Origin of the sequence: Nocardia sputorum, assembly GCF_027924405.1 — a bacterium.
GTDB lineage: Bacteria > Actinomycetota > Actinomycetes > Mycobacteriales > Mycobacteriaceae > Nocardia > Nocardia sputorum.
In genome coordinates, this window is record NZ_AP026978.1 from 203,859 (window position 1) to 222,594 (window position 18,736).

Annotated in this window: 19 protein-coding genes; 10 read left to right on the top strand and 9 right to left on the bottom strand. The window is 67.7% G+C overall.

All coding sequences use genetic code 11. The features are described 5' to 3' along the window. Positions 1 to 64 precede the first annotated feature (64 nt). The 5 genes from QMG86_RS01015 to QMG86_RS01035 all read left to right on the top strand — a co-directional run bounded on the left by QMG86_RS01015 (position 65) and on the right by QMG86_RS01035 (position 4,752). On the top strand, positions 65 to 847 hold the full coding sequence (locus tag QMG86_RS01015) for an SDR family oxidoreductase (protein ID WP_281877111.1): 783 nt from the start codon (positions 65 to 67) through the stop codon (positions 845 to 847). Positions 848 to 875: 28 nt separating this feature from the next. After that, positions 876 to 1,787 (top strand): SDR family oxidoreductase, encoded by a 912-nt coding sequence (locus QMG86_RS01020; protein ID WP_281877112.1) that lies wholly within the window; start codon positions 876 to 878, stop codon positions 1,785 to 1,787. A 1,173-nt stretch (positions 1,788 to 2,960) separates the two neighbouring features. Next, positions 2,961 to 3,218: a hypothetical protein gene (locus QMG86_RS01025; RefSeq protein ID WP_281877113.1), complete on the top strand. Its 258-nt coding sequence runs from the start codon at positions 2,961 to 2,963 to the stop codon at positions 3,216 to 3,218. Positions 3,219 to 3,229: 11 nt separating this feature from the next. Further along, a complete protein-coding gene (locus tag QMG86_RS01030; RefSeq protein WP_281877114.1) occupies positions 3,230 to 3,745 on the top strand; it encodes an ImmA/IrrE family metallo-endopeptidase in 516 nt (171 codons plus the stop codon). Beyond that, entirely contained in the window at positions 3,742 to 4,752 is a 1,011-nt protein-coding gene (locus tag QMG86_RS01035; RefSeq protein WP_281877115.1) for a hypothetical protein, read from the top strand. The genes QMG86_RS01030 and QMG86_RS01035 overlap by 4 nt, the downstream gene beginning before the upstream one ends. 290 nt (positions 4,753 to 5,042) lie before the next feature. Here QMG86_RS01035 and QMG86_RS01040 read toward each other — a convergent pair whose 3' ends face one another. Together QMG86_RS01040 and QMG86_RS01045 are read right to left on the bottom strand one after the other, a co-directional pair. Further along, entirely contained in the window at positions 5,043 to 5,459 is a 417-nt protein-coding gene (locus tag QMG86_RS01040; RefSeq protein WP_011207048.1) for a helix-turn-helix domain-containing protein, read from the bottom strand. Between the two features lie 359 nt (positions 5,460 to 5,818). Then, positions 5,819 to 6,982 carry a steroid 3-ketoacyl-CoA thiolase gene (locus tag QMG86_RS01045; protein WP_281877116.1) on the bottom strand — a complete coding sequence of 388 codons (1,164 nt, stop codon included), beginning with the start codon at positions 6,980 to 6,982 and terminating at the stop codon, positions 5,819 to 5,821. Between the two features lie 102 nt (positions 6,983 to 7,084). Between QMG86_RS01045 and QMG86_RS01050 the strand changes: the two genes are divergently transcribed. Further along, complete coding sequence (locus tag QMG86_RS01050; protein ID WP_281877117.1) at positions 7,085 to 8,386, top strand: cytochrome P450; 1,302 nt, start codon at positions 7,085 to 7,087, stop codon at positions 8,384 to 8,386. Between the two features lie 56 nt (positions 8,387 to 8,442). Here the strand turns inward: QMG86_RS01050 and QMG86_RS01055 are convergent, their stop codons facing one another. From QMG86_RS01055 to QMG86_RS01075, 5 genes are read right to left on the bottom strand one after another with little or no spacing between them, the layout of a single operon-like run. Further along, the gene (locus tag QMG86_RS01055; RefSeq protein ID WP_281877119.1) at positions 8,443 to 8,859 is read right to left on the bottom strand and encodes a nuclear transport factor 2 family protein; all 417 of its coding nucleotides are present in this window, start codon (positions 8,857 to 8,859) and stop codon (positions 8,443 to 8,445) included. Positions 8,860 to 8,887: 28 nt separating this feature from the next. Further along, entirely contained in the window at positions 8,888 to 9,772 is an 885-nt protein-coding gene (locus QMG86_RS01060; RefSeq protein WP_281880713.1) for a TIGR03619 family F420-dependent LLM class oxidoreductase, read from the bottom strand. A 5-nt stretch (positions 9,773 to 9,777) separates the two neighbouring features. Further along, positions 9,778 to 10,944, bottom strand: a complete 1,167-nt coding sequence (locus tag QMG86_RS01065; protein WP_159842102.1) for a thiolase family protein — start codon at positions 10,942 to 10,944, stop codon at positions 9,778 to 9,780. After that, complete coding sequence (locus QMG86_RS01070) at positions 10,941 to 11,978, bottom strand: thiolase family protein (protein ID WP_281877122.1); 1,038 nt, start codon at positions 11,976 to 11,978, stop codon at positions 10,941 to 10,943. Before QMG86_RS01070 ends, QMG86_RS01065 begins: the two co-directional genes overlap by 4 nt. Positions 11,979 to 11,990: 12 nt before the next feature. Continuing rightward, on the bottom strand, positions 11,991 to 12,956 hold the full coding sequence (locus QMG86_RS01075) for a Zn-ribbon domain-containing OB-fold protein (RefSeq protein WP_281877123.1): 966 nt from the start codon (positions 12,954 to 12,956) through the stop codon (positions 11,991 to 11,993). Between the two features lie 115 nt (positions 12,957 to 13,071). Here QMG86_RS01075 and QMG86_RS01080 point away from each other — a divergent pair, with 115 nt between their 5' ends. The 4 genes from QMG86_RS01080 to QMG86_RS01095 all read left to right on the top strand — a co-directional run bounded on the left by QMG86_RS01080 (position 13,072) and on the right by QMG86_RS01095 (position 16,627). After that, positions 13,072 to 14,109, top strand: coding sequence for an LLM class F420-dependent oxidoreductase (locus tag QMG86_RS01080; RefSeq protein ID WP_281877124.1), 1,038 nt, complete (start codon positions 13,072 to 13,074; stop codon positions 14,107 to 14,109). A 130-nt stretch (positions 14,110 to 14,239) separates the two neighbouring features. Beyond that, positions 14,240 to 15,724 carry an acyl-CoA synthetase gene (locus tag QMG86_RS01085; RefSeq protein ID WP_281880715.1) on the top strand — a complete coding sequence of 495 codons (1,485 nt, stop codon included), beginning with the start codon at positions 14,240 to 14,242 and terminating at the stop codon, positions 15,722 to 15,724. Between the two features lie 188 nt (positions 15,725 to 15,912). Then, positions 15,913 to 16,161, top strand: coding sequence for a hypothetical protein (locus QMG86_RS01090; protein ID WP_281877125.1), 249 nt, complete (start codon positions 15,913 to 15,915; stop codon positions 16,159 to 16,161). After that, entirely contained in the window at positions 16,109 to 16,627 is a 519-nt protein-coding gene (locus QMG86_RS01095) for a DUF6879 family protein (protein WP_281877127.1), read from the top strand. Before QMG86_RS01090 ends, QMG86_RS01095 begins: the two co-directional genes overlap by 53 nt. A gap of 340 nt (positions 16,628 to 16,967) precedes the next feature. Here QMG86_RS01095 and QMG86_RS01100 read toward each other — a convergent pair whose 3' ends face one another. Both QMG86_RS01100 and QMG86_RS01105 read right to left on the bottom strand, forming a co-directional pair. Next, entirely contained in the window at positions 16,968 to 17,267 is a 300-nt protein-coding gene (locus QMG86_RS01100; RefSeq protein ID WP_281877129.1) for an MTH1187 family thiamine-binding protein, read from the bottom strand. Beyond that, positions 17,267 to 18,646: an NsdA family TPR-like regulatory protein gene (locus QMG86_RS01105; protein ID WP_491565759.1), complete on the bottom strand. Its 1,380-nt coding sequence runs from the start codon at positions 18,644 to 18,646 to the stop codon at positions 17,267 to 17,269. The genes QMG86_RS01100 and QMG86_RS01105 overlap by 1 nt, the downstream gene beginning before the upstream one ends. Positions 18,647 to 18,736 lie beyond the last annotated feature (90 nt).

Sequence of the window (18,736 nt, forward strand, 5' to 3'; positions counted from 1 at the left end):
GGCAAGTCCCATCGTGTGTACCAGCGCATTGGCAAAGCAAGCAGTTGCTTGGTAGGTTAGCACGGTGGCACTCGAAATCGATCTGGCCGGGCGCGTCGTTCTGGTGACGGGCGGCGTGCGCGGTGTCGGCGCGGGCGTGAGCAAGGCGTTTCTCGCCGCGGGCGCGACCGTCGTGGCGTGTGCGCGGCGACCGGCCGACGCACCCGTCGAAGTGGACGGGCGCGCGATCGACTACCTGCCGTGCGATGTTCGGGACGCCGACGCGGTGCACGCGCTGGTCGAGACGATCACCGAACGCCACGGCCGCCTCGACCATCTGGTCAACAACGCGGGCGGCGCGCCCTTCGCGCTCGCCGCCGAAGCGAGCAAGAACTTCCACGCCAAGATCGTCGAGCTGAACCTGCTCGCTCCGCTGCTGCTGGCGCAGGCCGCCAACGCGGTGATGCAGCGACAGGACGACGGCGGCTGCATCGTGAACATCTCCAGCGTGAGCGGACATCGCCCGTCGCCGGGCACTGCGGCCTACGGCGCGGCCAAGGCGGGCATGGACAGCCTCACCGGCTCGCTCGCCGTCGAGTGGGCGCCCAAGGTGCGGGTCAACTCGCTGGTGGTCGGCCCGGTCGACACCGAGTTGAGCCGGATGCACTACGGCGATCAGGACGGTGTGGACGCGGTGGGCCGAACCATCCCGCTCGGCCGCATGGCCCGCCCCGACGACGTCGGCCGCTGCGCCGTCTTCCTCGCCTCGCCGCTGGCCGCCTACGTCAGCGGCGCGACGCTCCTGGTGCACGGCGGCGGCGAACGGCCCGCCTTCCTCGCCGCCGCCAACGCCGACCAGCAGTCCTGAACAAGACCGGACACGAAGAAGGACACATATGGACACCGAGCAGATCTGCGCCGGGCGCGTCGTCATCGTCACCGGCGCGGGCCGGGGCATCGGCCGCGCGCACGCCCTCGCCTTCGCCGCGGCGGGCGCCGACGTGGTGGTGAACGACATCGGTTCGACGCTGGACGGCGCGGCCACCGCGGAAACGCCCGCCGCGCAGGTGGTGGCCGAGATCGAAGCGCTGGGCGGACGAGCCGTGGCCAACGGCGACGACGTCGCCGACTGGGCAGGCGCCCGCAGGCTCGTTCAGCAGGCCGTCGACACCTTCGGCAAGCTGGACGTGCTGGTCAACAACGCAGGCTTCGTGCGCGACCGCATGTTGGTCAACCTGAGCGAGGACGAGTGGGACGCGGTGGTCCGCGTGCACCTGAAGGGCCATTTCGCCACCATGCGGCACGCGATCGAGTACTGGCGCGGTGAGGCCAAGGCGGGCCGTCCGGTCGACGGCCGGATCATCAACACCAGCTCCGGCGCGGGTCTGCAGGGCAGCGTCGGCCAGAGCAATTACGGCGCGGCCAAGGCGGGCATCGCGGGCCTGACGCTGACCGCCGCCGCCGAGTTCGCCCGCTACGGCGTGACGGTGAACGCGATCGCCCCGTCCGCGCGCACCAGGATGACCGAGACGGTGTTCGCGGACATGATGGCCAAGCCGGACAACGGCTTCGACGCGATGGCGCCGGAGAACGTGTCCCCGCTGGTCGTGTGGTTGGGCAGCGCGCAGTCGGCGGCGGTGACGGGGCGCGTGTTCGAGGTCGAGGGCGGCAAGGTGGCGCTGGCCGACGGCTGGCGGCACGGCGTGGCCGTGGACCGCGGCGCCCGCTGGGATCCGGCCGAGCTCGGACCCGTCGTGGCCGATCTGATCGCCAAAGCGACTCCGCCGGAGCCGGTGTACGGGGCCTGACCGGCCCCGCCCCTTTCGAGGGCGCGTTCGCGGACCGGGGTTTAGTATGGGCACCCATCCGTTCGGAAAGTCCCGTGTGAGAGTGGCGACCGGGTACAGAACTGCGCTTCGACTGATGAGGGGAAGGCTCGGCGCATGGCAGGAGGTCGCGCATCCCGTGTGCCGGCGGTAGCGGGCGCCGTTCTGGGTGCCGCGCTGTTCGGCAGCCCCGCCTTCGCCGACGTGGGACATCCCTGCCCCCCGTGCGTCGCGGACCCTGCTCCGCCACCCTACGACAGCGGCGATCCCTGGAATCCGCTGACTGTGCCCGGACAGCAATCGGAGACCAGCGCGCCCCCGGCCCAGCCCGCCGCCGGAACCGATTCTGCCGCAGCGGGTTCGGCGGCAACTGCGTCCGCCGCGGGCTCCACCGGGGCGGGAGTTCCGCTCGGGTCGGGCTCGGCCGGACTCGGCGTGGTGCTCGGCTCGGGTTCCGCCGGCCTCGCGCTCGTCCTCGGGTCCGGCTCGGCCGGTCCTGGGGTCGCGCTCGGCGCCGGTTCGGCGGCGGTGGGCTCCGCTGCCGCCGGTACCGGTTCGGCGGTCTCGGGTACCGGTTCGGCCGCACCGGCAACGGGCTCCGCCGCGTCGGGCACCGGCTCCACTGTCTTGGGCGCTAGCGGTTCCGCCGCGCTCGGTACCGGCTCCGCCGCCGTGGGCGCTAGCGGCTCCGCTGCGTTGGGTACCGGTTCGGCTGCGTTGGGTACCGGTTCGGCTGCGTTGGGTGCTGGGTCCGCTGTGCTGGGCGGGACTGGTTCGGCTGCGTTGGGTGCTGGGTCCGCTGTGCTGGGCGGGACTGGTTCGGCTGCGTTGGGTGCTGGGTCCGCTGTGCTGGGCGGGACTGGTTCGGCTGCGTTGGGTACCGGTTCCGCCGCGTTGGGCGCCACCGGCTCCGCCGCTGTCGGCTCGGCAGGCATCGGGTCCGCGGCCGTCGGCTCCGCCGCAACGGGTTCGGCCGCAACGGGTTCCGCCGCGGTGGGTTCGGCGGCCGTCGGGTCCGCGAGTCCATTGCTGCTGTTGTTGATTCCGCTCCCGCAGGCGACCGCTCCGCCCTCCCCAGCGCTGCCACTCGTGACGATTCCTCCCGCACCCAGCCTCGCTGCACCGGAAATCCCGCCTATTCCGATAGGCGCCTTGATGTTTCCGCCGCTCGCCGCCCCTGCCCCCGACCTCGCCGCGCCCGCACCGCCGCAGGCGCGGCAGCCCGCGTCCCCGGCGGTTCACCCGATCGGCTCCACCGATGTCCTTCCCGCGCCGGAATGGTTGTCCCTGATCGGAGGACTGATCGCGCTTGGATTGGCGGGCGCGGGCTCCGGCGTGATCAGCTTCCGGAGCGCGGCGGCCGCACAGGCCAGGATCGACGCGGCGCGGGCCCGGTTCTTCCCGAGGCCGTGAGGAGGCAGCCGATGAGCGAGAGCCGGACCCGCGGTAGCACGCGGTCCTATCGCCGGGTCGCCGCCGCCGTCGACGCCGTGTGCGCGGTGGCGGCCGACTTCGACGCGACCACCCTCGACGAGGTCGTCCTCGCGATCGCGGCCGAGCGGCGCCGGGAGATCGAGATCGCCAGTGCGCGACTGGGTCCCGGCGTCTGCGGACAGCGTCGCCGCTATCCCGACCGCGACGTGATCGTGCTCGCGGAGACGCTGCCGAGCCGTGAACACACCCTCGCCCACGAACTCGGCCACATCGTCTTCGACCACGAAGGCGCGCCCGCGTCCGAAGTGGCGCTGGCGGCGAGCGACGACCTGATCGCCTACATGCTCAGCAGGCGCGCGCATCAGCAGATCGTCGACGACGGCGCCGACGAACTCGCCGAGTGGGAAGCCGAGACGTTCGCCGCGATGCTGATGACCCGGCTGCGCGTGTTCAACAGCCGGGGCGCGGGCGTCTCGGTCCTCCGATTCGACGAGGCGCTCGGATGACCCTGTGGTCGACGGCTCTGCTGGTCTGGATGGCCGCCGGTGCTCGGGTGGGGCGCGTCCTGGTCAAGCCGGCGACCACGGCGCGGGTCGCCATCGTCGTCGCGGTCGCCGCCGTCGCGGTCGCCGCCACCGTCGCGGTGCCCGAGATCGCGGTCGCGTTGGACAATATCGTCCCGGGCGGCGTGCACGCGGGCTGGCTGTCCGACGGAGTCGTCACCGCGAGCTGGATCGCTTTCGCGACGGCCACCTCGGTGGTCGCCTCGGCCGCCTGGCCGGTGGTCTCGCGGCGGAATCTGCGGCAGATCGCCTGGTTCCTCTACGGCGCCGGGCTGTTCGCGATGGTGCTGACGCTGGCCTGGTCGTTCACTTTCGGGTGGGTGGTCGTGGCCGTGGGGTGCGCGTTCGTCGTCGTCACCGGTCTGCGCAATCTGGACTGGACCGCGCTGGGCCGCGGCATCGCGCTCTACACCGCGGGCACCGCGGTGGCCGCGGTGCTGGCCACGGGCCGGATCGGGCGCGCGTTCCAGCACGCACCCCGGGTGGCGCCCGGTGATCCGGCCTGGGCTTGGCCGGTCTGGGAGCTCGCGAGCCTGCTCATCGCGCTCGGCGCGGTGTGGATCGTGGTGGAACTCTGGGTGCGCGCGCGGGTGTTGTTGCATCGGATCCGTGCCCTGCACCGGACCATGGTCGGTCGTTTTCCCGAGGTGGTCGCGCACGAGCAGGGCGGATTCTCCACCCAGCTCAGGGCTTCCGACCAGGTGGCACAGATCATCGATGCGCTGTATCTGCAGTCCGGCGGCGGACTCGTGCTGGCGGAGCTGGCGCCGCCACCCGACTCGGTGGCCGCCCGGGCCGACCGGGTGGCGCGGTGGGCGCGCGACCCGGCGGGGGAGTTCGTGGTGGACGCGCGGTGGATTGCTCCGCCCGAAGGCATTAGTCCGCGCGGTTGGGTGCAGGCCGTCGCGCGGGCCTATCAGACGATCGAGACCGCACCCGCTCGAAATTGATCGACTTCGCGCGAAGGTGATCAATCCGGCGCAATAGGCGCACTCGGTCGGACTATTCGGACAGACCGGTTGGATCGGGAATCTCGTTCGGCGCGAGAGAGAGCAGGCGGAGCCGCGCCGAATGCGCTTATGTGCATACCTCACCCGGACCGCAGCACTAACCGGCGTGCGGCCGTGCCCCAATTTCTCGGGGCAGATCGCACACCGGTCGTGTGCTGCGCCCGCTTACGCGCGCATAACACAGCACAGTGCGACCCGGTGGGTCGCACTGTGCTGCCGTGCAGGAGAACCTATTCGGTGCCGTCCGGAGGAATTTCGGGCAATCCTTCGCTTGCCCGCAACTTCTCCGCCATAGACGTGAGCAGGTTCTGTGATTCTTCGGACAAGTCGAACGCTCTACTCGACAGCCGTCGCAGTCCGTAGCCCTGCAGCTGGGACAGCAGCTCCAGATCGTGATCGATCTTGGCGGCATAGATGTCGTTGAAGAAGTAGTCCGGCTTGACTTTGAAGAACTTCGCCAGGGCGGCCACCGTCTCATCCGACGGGTTCGTCCGTTGTCCCGACCGCAACTGCGACAGGTACGGTTTCGAGATCGGATGTCCGGAGGCCGTCAGCGCCGCCGCAACCTCCGCGTTGGTGTGCGGCTTACGCCCCGGGGGATGCACGGTTTCGAACAGCTTGTTCAGCCGCGCCGCGAAATCAGCCATTGTGAGCCGCCCAATTCCCTTCGCTGTACTAACAGTCGTTATCTCGGATACGTATCATTGATATTAGCGGCTCAGTAACTGAAAACCTACGCCTGATTCCGGATTTCCTTGAAGCTTCTAGGTCGGAAGGCGGCGAAGGGGCTGGGACGGTCGCGTTTGCGGGTCACCCCAAGGCCTCTCGAGAAGCCGCGGTACGAACCGGTTCTGGCCCGTCGCTGCGGTCCCGTCGCAAGGGGTCTTGATAGCCGCAAGATAGCTGACATCTCATGGACTCGGCGGTACATGGGTTTGTGTGGCGTACGACACGTTTGCGCCCCTAGGGGATGAACGTTCAACAAACGCGTACGAAATGGTTGAAGTCACAAACGTTCGATGATCGTTCCTGTCGCGAGTGCGCCACCGGCGCACATGAGAACCATTGCGGTGCTGCGATCGGAGCGCTCCAGCTCGTGCAAAGCCGTTGTGATGAGGCGTGATCCAGTGGAGCCGACCGGGTGCCCGAGCGCGATGGCGCCGCCGTTGACATTAACCCGATCCATGTCCGGCTCGTGTACAGAAGCCCACGAAAGTGCGACCGACGCGAACGCTTCATTGATCTCGAAAAGGTCGATGTCGCCGATATTCATGCCGGACCGCTCCAGCAGCCTGGTGCACGCCTGCACCGGGCCGTCGAGGTGGAACTCCGGCTCCGCGCCGACCACCGCTTGGGTGACGATCCGCGCTCGCGGCCGCAAACCGGCGCGCTCGGCGGCCTTTTCGTCCATCAGCAGCACCGCGGCGGCGCCATCGGAGATCTGCGAGGACGACCCGGCGGTGTGCACGCCGCCTTCCAGCACCGGCTTCAGCTTCGCCAGGCCCTCGACGGTGGTCTCGCGCAGGCCCTGATCCCGTGACACGTCGAGCTTTTCGCCGGTGGGATTGCCTTCCTTGTCGACCGCTGGAGCGGTGACGGTGAGCACCTCGCGATCGAACCGGCCTTCCGCCCATGCCTGCGCGGCCAGGCGCTGCGAACGCGCGCCGAACGCGTCCACGTCCGCGCGAGTGATGCCGCGCCGCTTGGCGATCCGCTCGGCTGCCTCGAACTGATTGGGCAGATCGATGTTCCACGACGCGGGCCTGCGCGGTCCGGCGTGCTCGCCGACGTTGGCGCCCAGCGGGACCCGGCTCATCGCCTCCACGCCGCAGGCCATGCCGATGTCGATGGCGCCGGCCGCGATCAGGCCCGCGATGAGGTGGTTGGCCTGCTGGGCCGATCCGCACTGGGTGTCGATCGTGGTGGCGCCGACCTGCCAGGGCAGTCCCGCGTGCAGCCAGGCGACCCGGGTGACGTTGTTGGACTGCTCGCCCGCCTGGGTGACGCAGCCGCCGATGACCTGTTCGACCTGCGCGGGGTCCAGATGTGCGCGCTCGAGCAGTCCGCGCTGGGCCGCGCCGAGCAGTTCGGCCGCGTGCAGGCCCGACAGCCAGCCGCCGCGCTTGCCGATCGGGGTCCGTGCGGCCTCGACGATCACGGGTGTGCCCATGTCCAACCTTTCCTTATGGGACAGAAAATTGAAACGCGTTCATAGCACTTGCCAGGGGCGGATCTATCCTGTTTCTTTCCTCGTTCTCGCTCCTGTGCTTCAATGATTATAGAACGTGTTTCAGTTTGTCGAAGGAGACATCTGGTGGTAGACACTCGGAATGCCCGGCCGAATCTTCCGGACGGGTTCGACGTCACGGACCCGGACATCTACGCCGAGCGTGTTCCGGTCGAGGAGTTCGCCGAACTGCGCCGGACCGCGCCGATCTGGTGGAATCCGCAGCCCCCGGAGGTCAGCGGCTTCCACGACGACGGCTTCTGGGTGGTGAGCAAGCACGCCGACGTCAAGGAGGTCTCGCGGCGCAGCGACGTGTTCTCCAGCTACGAGAACACTGCCATCCCGCGGTTCAACGACGACATCGCCCGGGAGCAGATCGAGCTGCAGCGGATCGTCCTGCTGAACATGGACGCGCCCGAGCACACCAAGCTGCGCAAGATCATCTCCCGCGGCTTCACGCCGCGCGCCATCAACGGCCTGCGCGCGGAGCTGTCGGCCCGCGCGGAATCGATCGTGAAGGCGGCGGCGGAGTCGGGATCGGGGGACTTCGTCACCCAGATCGCGTGCGAACTGCCGCTGCAGGCCATCGCCGAGCTGATCGGCGTCCCCCAGGAAGACCGGATGAAGGTCTTCACCTGGTCGAACGACATGACCGGCTACGACGACCCGGAGAGCACGGCCGACCCGGTCGCGGCATCGGCGGAGATCCTCGGCTACGCCTACCAGATGGCCGCCGCGCGCAAGCAGTGCCCGGCCGACGACATCGTGACCACGCTGATCGAGGCGGACGTCGACGGGGACAAACTCACCGAGGAGGAGTTCGGCTTCTTCGTGATCATGCTCGCGGTCGCGGGCAACGAGACCACCCGCAACGCCATCTCGCACGGAATGATCGCCTTCCTGGAGAACCCGGACCAGTGGGAGTTGTTCAAGAAGGAACGTCCCGCCACGGCCGCCGACGAGATCATCCGGTGGGCCACTCCGGTCACCTCGTTCCAGCGCACCGCGCTGGAGGACACCGAGCTCGGCGGCGTGCAGATCAAGAAGGGCCAGCGGGTGGTCATGCTGTACCGCTCGGCCAACTTCGACGAGGAGGTCTTCGACCACCCGGAGAAGTTCGACATCATGCGCACGGACAACCCCCACCTGGCCTTCGGCGGCACCGGCGCGCACTTCTGCATCGGGGCGAACCTCGCCCGGCTGGAGATCGACCTGATCTTCAACGCCATCGCCGATCACCTGCCCGACATCACCAAGGTCGCCGACGCGAAGCGGCTGCGGTCGGGGTGGCTGAACGGGATCAAGGAGTTCCCCGTCGACTACAAGACCTGCCCGGTCGCGCACTGAGACACGAAAAGGGCCCTCGCACCGCAGTGCGAGGGCCCTTTTCCATGTCCGCCGTGTCAGTCGATCGGCCGCGCGGTCTTCATGGCGCGATCGACCTCCCAGAACGCGCGCAGCGCGGCGATCTTGCCGTCGTCGTTCACCCGGTAGGTGAACACCCCGTCGGCGTCTATCCGGTGGCCGCCGATGGTGCTGCGGATCGTGCCGGTGAAGGCGACTTCGTTGCCGCAGGCGAACGAGTCGCCGAACAGGAACTCGATCAGATCCGTCTTCGCGATCGCCTTGTCCCAGAACGCGGCGATGGCCTCCGTGCCGCGGTGGCCTTTGCCCTCCGGATCGAAGCCGGACGGGCCGATGGGGTCCTCCACGATGCCGTCCTCGGCGAACAGCGCGACCCACGCCTGCTTGTCCCGCGCTCGCACGGCGGCCTGCGAAGCGAGGCCCGCGGCCCGGGCCGGATGCTCGGTGGTGGTCATACGGCCTCCCTTGGCCGGTGAGTCGTCCTCATCGCGCTGCGAGGACGGGTTCGGTGATGTATTGCCGCGCGAACTTGCGCAGCGAGTCCTGCTTGGCGGCCAGGTCGCCGTCGAATCCGATGCCGTCGGCCAGCCAGGGCACCACGATCGCGTCGGTGACGCCGGCGTCGGCGAGGTCCTGATAGCCGGACCGGCCGAACCTATCGACGCACACCGCCTGGATCTCGAACGGCTCGTCGGTCCGGCCGTACTCGGCGCGCAGCGCGTCGAGCTTGCCGATGGTGCGCCGCAGTTCGTCGTAGGTCATCATGGCCGAGGTCCAGCCGTCGCCCACCCGCGCGGCGCGGCGCAGCGCCGCGTCGGTGTGCCCGCCGATGTAGAACGGCACCGGCTCGGTGGGCGCCGGGCTGATCTGCAGCGGATCGAAGTCGAAGAACTCGCCGTGGTACTCGACCATGCCTCCCGCCAGCACCAGCTTGATGACCTCGATCATCTCGTCCACCCGGGCGCCGCGGCGCGCGAACGGCACGCCGCACCACTCGAACTCCTCAGGCGCCCAGCCGATGCCGACGCCGAATCCGAAGCGGTTACCCGACAGGTTGGCCACCGAGCCGACCTGCCGGGCCAGCAGCAGCGGGTTTCGCGAACCCAGCTTCAGCACGTTCGTGTAGAAGCGGATGCGGCTGGTGACGGCGGCCATGGCGGTCGCGCCGATGAGCGGGTCGACCCACGGGGTGTCCGGTCCCCAGAACCGGCTGCCATCGGCGGTGTACGGGTACTTCGCCGCCGCCGACTTCATGTAGAACAGCGAGTCGGGCAGCGCGATGGACGAAAAACCGCACTCCTCGGCGGTTGTCGCGAGCTCCGTCAGCTGGTCCAGCGGACTCAGCGCGATGCCGACGGTGAACCGCAGCGGGGTCACCGCCGCTCCGATCCGACCACCCACATCGAGAAGTACTGCGAACCGCCGCCGTACGCGTGACCCAGCGCCTTGCGCGCGCCCTCGACCTGATAGTCCCCGGCCCGCTGCATGACCTGCTTGGCGGCCTCGGCGAACCGGATCAGCCCGGAGGCGCCGATCGGGTTGGACGACAGCACGCCGCCGGACGGATTGACCGGAAGAGTCCCGCCGATCTCGGTCTCGCCCTTGTCGGTGAGCTTCCACCCGTCGCCCTGCGGCACGAAGCCGAGGTTCTCCAGCCACATCGGTTCGAACCAGGAGAACGGGACGTAGATCTCGGCCACGTCGATCTCCTCCAGCGGGTTGGTGATGCCCGCCGCCTCCCACAGCGCCGCGGCCGCGTCCCGGCCCGCCTGCGGGTTGACCTGGTCGCGGCCGGCGAAGGTGGTCGGCTCGGTGCGCATCGCGGTGCCGTGCACCCAGGCGACCTTCCGGCCGGTGGCTTCCACCGCCTCGGCGGCCTCCGCGTCGCCGAGTACGATCGCGCACGCGCCGTCGGAGGAGGGGCAGGTCTCATCGAAGCGGATCGGGTCCCACAGCATCTGCGAGGCGAGCACCGATTCCAGCGTGATGTCGGGCTGCTTGAGGTGGGCCAGCGGGTTCTTGGCGCCGTTGCGGCGATCCTTCACCGCGACCATGGCGCCGATGTGGCCCGGCGCGTTCGAGCGCCGGATGTAGGAGCGCACGTGCGGCGCGAAATACCCGCCCGCGCCCGCGCCGACCGGCATGGTGAACGGCACCGGAATCGACAGCGCCCACATGGCGTTCGACTCCGACTGCTTCTCCCAGGCCACCGCGAGCACGCGCTTGTGCACGCCCGCCTGGATCAGGTTGGTCGCGACGATGCCGGTGGAGCCGCCGACCGAACCGGCGGTGTGCACCCGCAACAGCGGCTTTCCGGTGGCGCCGAGCGCGTCCGCCATGAACAGCTCAGGCATCATGACGCCCTCGAATCCGTCGGGCGCTTTGCCGACCACGACCGCGTCGATGTCGGCGATGGTGAGACCGGCGTCGGCGAGGGCCCGGTCGATGGCCTCACGGCACATCCCCGCCATGGACACATCGGTCCGTTTCGTCACGTGATGGGTTTGTCCGGTGCCGAGCACCGCAGCTGGCAAGCTCATCGGTTCTCCGATTCCAAGACGGTCACAAGGTTCTGCTGGAGCGCGGGGCCGCTGGTGGCGTGGGCCAGCGCGCGATTCGCCGAGCCCGCGATGATCGCCTCGGCCGCGAAGCCGATGCGCTCCAGGCCCGCGGCGAACATGGGGTGGGCCGCGAGCGCGCCGCCGGACGGATTCACCTTCGTGCCGTTCTTCAGCCCGATCGCCTCGGCGAGGATCAGCTGCTGATGGCTGAACGGCGCGTGCAGCTCGGCGATGTCGAAATCGCTCACGTCGCCGCCGGTGACGGCCTTGGCCGCGGCGGCCGTCGAGGGCGAGACGGTGAGGTCGCGCGCACCGAGCACGGGAGTGTCGATCCGGTGCGCCATGCCCGTGATCCACGCGGGACGTTCGCACAGTTCGCGGGCGCGGTCGCCCACGGCGAGCACGATCGCCGCGGCGCCGTCGGTGATCGGCGCGATGTCGTGGGCCCGCAGCGGATCGGCGACGTATGGCTGTTCGAGCAGGCTGTCGGCGTCACCGGACGCGCCGGCGGCCACGGCCGCCATGTCCCGCTCGGTCCAGCGGCCCGCGTCCAGACCGGCGCGCGCCTGCAGGCCCGCGATGGACCAGGCGTCCGGCCACAGCGGCGCGACCACGTACGGGTCCAGCTGCATGGTGAGCACCTGGCGTAGCGTGCCCGCGGAGGACTTGCCGAACCCGTACACCAGCGCCGTCTGCGCCTGTCCCGAGCGCAGTTTCACCCACGCCTCGTACAGTGCCCAGGCGGCGTCCATCTCCACGTGCGATTCGTTGATCGGCGGCACCGCGCCGATGGCGTCGATCGCCGAGATGAACGAGAAAGCCCGCCCGGCAAGGTAATCGGACGAGCCCGAGCACCAGAAGTCGATGTCGGACTTGGTGATGCCGAGCCGGTCGTAGAGCTGCTGGAAGCAGGGCACCAGCATCTCGACACCGTTGGTGGTGCCGAAGGTCTCCGGCACGTGCGGCGCGTGGGCGAAACCCACGACCGCGATATCGGTGGCGTTGTCAGTCAACGTGCGCCTCTCTCAGAGGTGGTGCTTGTAGGTCTCGTAGTCGGCGTCCGGCTCGCCGGAGGGGCGGAAGTGGTCCACGTTCTCCAGGCCGTAGCCCCACTCCTCGCGCGGCTTCCAGACCGCCTGCACCCGCATGCCCATGCGCACTTCGCTCGCGTCGCAGCCGAGCACCAGGTGCAGCACCGGGATGTCCGCGCCGTCCAGCAGCACGTACGCCGCGACGTACGGCGGCTTGATCCGCTGGCCCATGAACGGCACGTTGACGATGCAGAAGGTGGTCACGGTGCCGTGATCGGACAGTACGATGAACTCGTCGGTCGGCCTGCCGTCGGTCGGATTGGCGCCGCGCGGCGGGAAGTACACCTTGCCCACGGCGTCGGTGCGCGCGCCGATCAGCTTGCCTTCGGCGAGCCCGCGCAGGTACACGGTCTCCTGCGGCGAGGCGGTGTGCTTGTAGGACAGATCGACCGGCGTGACGAGCATGGTTACCGGGTCGGCCGCAGCGGATTCCGCCGGTGCGGAGGACTTCTCGCCCGGCTCGAAGCAGACGATGTCGCGAATGCTGCCCTCGGTCTGCTCGGCCCAGCGGGCGGTCACCCGCAGGCCTTTGTGGATGTCCTCTGGCGCGGCGACGTCGACGGCGTGCAGCAGCGTGGTGTCCGCGCCGTCCAACCGGATCAGCGCCCAGGCGAACGGGCGGTCGAAAGGCTGGCCGGGCAGCGGCTCGCGCACCCAGGTCCACGACTCGACGGTGCCGGTGTCGGCGAGGTCGACGAATTCGGTCAGCGGTTCGGCGGTGATCGGATCGTATTCCGGCGGCGGCACGATCACCCGGCCGTCCGAGCCGCGCACGCCGACGATCTTGTGGTCGCGCAATCCGGTCAGGAAGGTTCCGATGGTGGAGCCGACGGAGCGGGTGTAATCGAAACGCACCCGCAGGGGCGCGCTGAGTACCTCGGGCACGGCGTCCGTGTTCAATGCCGTGCCGCTACCACCAGCGATTGCCGTGGATGCAGTATTCCCCTGAGTCACGATATCGAGTAGAACAGGTTCTAACTCTGGTGGCAAGCAGTTGATCGGAAAGGGGTCCGGCGTGAAGTTCGGATTGCAACTCGGGTACTGGATGGCCCAGCCGCCCGCGAACGCGGGGGAGCTGGTGGTGGCGGCCGAGGAAGCCGGGTTCGACGCCGTCTTCGCCGCCGAGTCGTGGGGGTCGGACGCGTTCGGCCCGCTCACCTGGTGGGGTTCCGCCACGCGGCGGGTGCGCCTGGGCACCTCGGTGGTGCAGATGTCGGCGCGGACGCCGGCCGCGACCGCCATGCACGCGCTCACCCTCGATCACCTCAGCGGCGGTCGCGCGATCCTCGGCCTGGGCGTCTCGGGTCCGCAGGTGGTGGAGGGCTGGTACGGCCAGCCCTTCGCCAAGCCGTTGCAGCGCACCCGCGAGTACGTCGGAATCGTGCGTCAGGTGCTGGCCCGGCAGGCGCCCGTCACCAGCGACGGCCCGCACTACCCGCTGCCCTACACCGGGCCGGGCTCGCTCGGGCTCGGTAAGCCGCTGAAGCCGATCGTGCATCCGCTACGTGCGGATTTGCCGATCTGGCTGGGTGCGGAGGGGCCGAAGAACGTGGCGCTCACCGCCGAGATCGCCGACGGCTGGCTGGCCATCTACTACGCGCCCCGGCTGGCCGGAATGTACGACGAGTGGCTCGACGAGGGCTTCGCGCGGGCGGGCGCGCGGCGCAGCCGGGACGACTTCGAGATCGCCGCGAGTTGCCAGGTGGTGATCACCGACGATCCGGCGAGCGAGCTGGAGCGGATGCGCTGGATCATGGCGCTCTACATCGGCGGCATGGGCGCCCCGGAACTGAATTTCCACGCTCAGGTGTACCGGCGGATGGGCTACGACCGGGAGGTCGACGAGATCGGCAAGTTGTTCCAGTCGGGCAAGAAGGCGGAGGCCGCCGCGGCGGTGCCGGACGAGCTGATTCTGGACACCGCGATCATCGGCGACGAGGAGCACGTCCGCAAGCAGCTGCGGGTCTGGGAGGCCGCGGGCGTGACCATGATGCTGGTGTCGGTTCCGGATGTCGCGCAATTGCATCGGCTCGCACCCCTTGTCGAACAGTAGAACACGTTCTAGATTCGATGGGGTGACTGCCTCATCCGCCCCGTCGGCTCCTAACCGTCCCTCTGCGCAGGAACCGGAAAAAATCCTCGGTCTGTGGAACATCGCCGAAGCCGAACCCGATCGCATCGCGATGGTCGATCCCTGGGGCCGGGAGGTGACGTATCGCGAATTGGCCACGCTCGCCAATCGTTACGCCACCGGCCTGCGCGGGCTCGGCTTGAACACCGGTGACGTGCTGGTGAGCATGGTGCACAACTGCGTGGAGGCCATCGCGGCGTATTTCGCGGCCTACCAGTCGGGGTTGTACATCGTCGCGGTGAACTGGCATCTCACCGGTCCGGAGGTCGCCTACATCCTGGCCGACAGCGAGGCGAAGGCGTTCATCGCCAGCGATCGTTTCGCCGCCGCCGCCAAAGCCGCCGCCGACGAGGCCGGGCTGCCCGCGACGGCGCGCTTCGCGGTGGGTGAGATCGAAGGCTTCAAGTCGGTGGCCTGGCTCGGCGCGGCCGACACCGGCCGTCCGTCCGACCGCAGCACCGGCGCGCCCATGCTCTACACCTCCGGAACCACCGGACGGCCCAAGGGCGTACGGCGGCCGCTCACCGGCGCGGACCCCGACGTCGTCCCACCGCACACCACCGCGTTCTTCGGCCTGTTCGAGCTCGCGCCCTACGACGACCACGTGCACATCTGCGGCTCGCCGCTGTACCACACGGCGGTGCTGAACTTCGCGACCATCTCGATCCAGCTGGGCCACAAGCTTGTTTTGATGGACCGCTGGGACGCTGAGGACATGCTGCGGCTGATCGACAAGCACCGGGTGACGCACAGCCACATGGTGCCCACCCAGTTCCACCGCCTGCTCGCGTTGCCGGAGGAGGTGCGCGCCAAGTACGACGTGTCTTCGCTGCGCAGCATGGTGCACGGCGCCGCGCCCTGCCCGCAGGAGACGAAGCGGCAGATGCTCGAGTGGTGGGGCCCGACGGTCACCGAGTACTACGCGGCCACCGAGGGCGGCGGCACGGTGATCAACGGCACCGAGTGGCTGCGGAAACCGGGCTCGGTCGGCAAGGCGTGGCCGTGGTCTGTGATCAAGGTGCTGAGCGAAGAGGACGGCTCCGAGGTGCCGGTCGGCGAACCCGGCCTGGTCTACATGCGCATGGGCGCTTCGAGTTTCGAGTACCACCACGACAAGGCCAAGACCGAGGACTCGCGCGTCGGCGACCTGTTCACCGTCGGCGACATCGGCCACCTCGACGAGGACGGCTATCTCTACCTGCACGACCGGCGCTCGGACCTGATCCTGTCCGGCGGTGTGAACATCTACCCGGCGGAGGTCGAGAACGTCCTGATCACCCACCCCAAGGTCGCCGACGTGGCGGTCTTCGGCATCCCGCATCCGGATTGGGGCCAGGAAGTGAAGGCCGTCGTACAGCCCGCCGACGGGATCGACGGCGACGACGCGCTCACCGAGGAACTGCTCGCTTTCGCCGCCACCCAATTGGCGAAGTACAAGATGCCGAAATCGATCGACTACCTGCCCGAACTGCCGCGCGACCCCAACGGCAAGCTCTACAAGCGCAAGCTGCGGGAACGGTACATCCCCGCCTCCTGAGATTCGCCGCCGGACGGACGGCGCCGGGCAATACCCGGTCCAGGTCCGGCGGAGGGTAGGCGCGCCGCGCAGCCGGGCCGCTGGGGCTGTGACCCGGCCGCGCGACGACGCGGAGCGAATGCGCCCTTCACGATTACCGTGAAGGGCGCATTCGCGTCCAGGGGTGGGAAACAATCCAACCGGGGACGGTGGAGATTCCGCACCTTCTGACCTGGTTCTCCGAGCCGGATACGTTCATCGGCTCCACTATGACCGACACCGGCCGGGGTACCTTCACCGTATCCGGTCGGCCGATCACCGAGCCGGATGTGTTGGGCATGTCGACCTTGGCGGAGGACGAAACTGCTATCGAGGTCCCGAAGCTAGGAAGGACGTTCTACGGCAATGCTGCTGCGGCCCAACGATGTACCGGACCTGTGGCCGAATCTGTTCCGTGAGCTGAAACGGGACGCGTTCCATCTCGAAGTGCGGGACGAATACCACGTAGCCGACGAGGACACCCGCATACGTGCGTTCCTCGCTGGCGAACCAGCCCCGTACACCCGGACGCCGTGGCAGGACCTCATGCTGGAAACCACTGGCCGGGGCGTATCGGTGACCCGTGTTCGGGTGGTCACCGAACCACTGTCGGACTATCAGCGATGGTTGTTGTCGGTCACCGGGTACAACGTGGAAGCTGGGGACGACATCCGTTATGTGCCGAGAAATATCGCGGGAACGGTGCCACCAGACGACTGGTGGTTGATGGATGGCGAGAGGGTTGTTTACAACCTTACCGATCCGGCCGGGGTACCGGCCGGTCTGGCAGTGACCACAGACCCCGGAATCGTGACGTACTGCCAAGAGGTACGGGGGCGGCTCTGGAAGCTGGCTATCCCTTATGCGGAGTACGTCGAGCGGTGACCAACTCCGTTCATGAAGCGCGACAAGCCCTTGGGGCAACTCTCCGAGGGCTTCGTCGTGATGCTGGGCTCTCCGGCCGTCAGCTTGCCTCTCTTGCGGGTTGGCATGAGTCGGTGGTGTACAAAGATCGAAACCGGGGACCGTAGCCCCACGGAGGCGCATCTAAGGGCCTACTGCCGCCATACCGGCAACGACGCTCAGTTACCCGACCAACCTACCACCGCCGACGTCGACAAGCCCGCTTTGGCCGGTTGACCCCGATCGAATAGGAAACCATGCTGACCGCAGCAGCGCTACAACTGTCTCCCGATCCTGCAGCAGCCCCAACCTCCACTCGTGGTTAACGAGGTTCCCTCAAATGACGCTCCACAGACTCGACTTTCGATGTGATCGCGTTTGTTGATCCAGGGCGGACATCGCCCTTGAGAACGATGCTGCATCGTGGCGCGACTTCCATTACGGCATCTACCGCTTGCTTGATCACCGCCATTACCTCATCCCATTCGCCTTCGATGGTTGTGAACAGGGCATTCGTCTCATTCGGCAACCCGCTGGCGCGTATAACGCGCACCGCTTCTGCCACTGCGGCACCGACGCTTTCGCCTGCTCCAACCGGTGTTACCGAGAAGGCGATGATCACTATGACTCCTTTGTTAGAATATCCGAAATGCCCCGCCGCAATTCGGGCACGCCTGATGCATTCCTGATGCGGTCTTCGCCCGTAACCTGATAGATCTTTGCCAGCTCGTTCAGCACTCGCGCCGACGTTGTGCTCAAAGCGCTTTGGACGGCTCTGGCTCCCAGGGCGACCCCCTCGTCCAAGTCTCCGTGTCGGAGCTGCAGCGCAGCAAGGCGCACGGTGTTCAATTGCCGCGAGCGAGCGTGGTCGTCCGACAGCTCCAACGCGGCGTATAGACGTTCAACCGTGTTGGGTACTCGGATGTTGCGCTGATATGCGAGATCGAATAATCCGTGTGTGGCGTCGCTATTCATCAGTTGCTCGTTGTAGTAGCCTTTGAAGCCTTCGTATTCCGTATCGGGGTGTTCTTGCCCGGCGGCCTCCGCAAAGAGCTGCTCGGCTTGGCGTACAGCTCGAATGCATTCGGTATCGTTGCCTAGGTTGCCGAAGGCGCGGGCCTGCACTGCGGCAATATCTGCTCGACGCAGCAGCGAAATGCGATCAGACCGCACCGAGGCAAGGCCGAGCATAGTGAGTGCATCATCGGCATTGCCGAGGAATATTGCCTGACGCGCCATGCAGGTCAGGATCGCAGCGCGTAGCCACCATTCACCAGCCTGTTCCGCGCATTGCCAACCCATATGAAAGTGATCTCTGGCCGGATCGTGCTGCCCGCGATCGAAATAGGCCCATCCGACGACCCTGAAGAACGTTCCGACCGCCGATTGCATCGCGGTGCGAACGTGTGATGGCATGTCGGCGCGGAGGAATAAGACTGCTGTCCGTAGTTGGGTGGTCATGGCGTCACCCACCCGCAGTCCCGCATCGTCCGCTGCACGGAACAGTCCCGCCCACGCCCGAACCTGGTCGACGTGATCCATCCCCACCTTGGCCGGGACGGATGGCTCCATAGGAGCGCTGGCCACCGTAATGAGATCGTTCGCAAGGGTAGCGGCAGGGAGAGCCAACAATCCGCGTAGAAATTCATTGCGGTTCACGTCGTCCTCAGCTTCCGCGTCAGGTATGCGAAGATCGCTACTGCCTTCGGCCGCGATGATAGGACGATCTTCCGGACCTTCGCTGGGTGCAATCGGCCGCACCGAAACAGCCAGTTCGGCCTGGAACCGTGCCGACTGGTCATCGTCCAGTCGCTTCAGCATGATGTCCATGGCAGCGGCGAAGTCACCAGACAGAGTGATCGTCTCGCCACGTCTTTCCCACTTGCTTACAACCGCTTCGGAGAAACCAGTCATCTCGGCGAACCGAGACTGACTGACTCGCAGAGCTACTCGGCGCAACGCTCGGACTTCCAAGCCGGTCCAACGGGTCACCACGAACATCGCGTACGCCCCTCCGTGTCTGTTGTTCGCGTATAGGAAGCGTAAGCGCTCCGTATGCACCGTGTGACTGCAACAGCGTCAAGGGTGACG

Excerpts from the sequence above, each read along its gene's own strand:
- QMG86_RS01050 (WP_281877117.1), top strand. The coding sequence starts at position 7,085 with ATGATTATAGAACGTGTTTCAGTTTGTCGAAGGAGACATCTGGTGGTA.
- QMG86_RS01095 (WP_281877127.1), top strand. The coding sequence starts at position 16,109 with ATGCTGCTGCGGCCCAACGATGTACCGGACCTGTGGCCGAATCTGTTC.
- QMG86_RS01020 (WP_281877112.1), top strand. The coding sequence starts at position 876 with ATGGACACCGAGCAGATCTGCGCCGGGCGCGTCGTCATCGTCACCGGC.
- QMG86_RS01025 (WP_281877113.1), top strand. The coding sequence starts at position 2,961 with ATGTTTCCGCCGCTCGCCGCCCCTGCCCCCGACCTCGCCGCGCCCGCA.
- QMG86_RS01065 (WP_159842102.1), bottom strand. The coding sequence starts at position 10,944 with ATGAGCTTGCCAGCTGCGGTGCTCGGCACCGGACAAACCCATCACGTG.
- QMG86_RS01030 (WP_281877114.1), top strand. The coding sequence starts at position 3,230 with ATGAGCGAGAGCCGGACCCGCGGTAGCACGCGGTCCTATCGCCGGGTC.
- QMG86_RS01085 (WP_281880715.1), top strand. The coding sequence starts at position 14,240 with ATGGTCGATCCCTGGGGCCGGGAGGTGACGTATCGCGAATTGGCCACG.
- QMG86_RS01040 (WP_011207048.1), bottom strand. The coding sequence starts at position 5,459 with ATGGCTGATTTCGCGGCGCGGCTGAACAAGCTGTTCGAAACCGTGCAT.
- QMG86_RS01035 (WP_281877115.1), top strand. The coding sequence starts at position 3,742 with ATGACCCTGTGGTCGACGGCTCTGCTGGTCTGGATGGCCGCCGGTGCT.
- QMG86_RS01105 (WP_491565759.1), bottom strand. The coding sequence starts at position 18,646 with ATGTTCGTGGTGACCCGTTGGACCGGCTTGGAAGTCCGAGCGTTGCGC.
- QMG86_RS01055 (WP_281877119.1), bottom strand. The coding sequence starts at position 8,859 with ATGACCACCACCGAGCATCCGGCCCGGGCCGCGGGCCTCGCTTCGCAG.
- QMG86_RS01045 (WP_281877116.1), bottom strand. The coding sequence starts at position 6,982 with ATGGGCACACCCGTGATCGTCGAGGCCGCACGGACCCCGATCGGCAAG.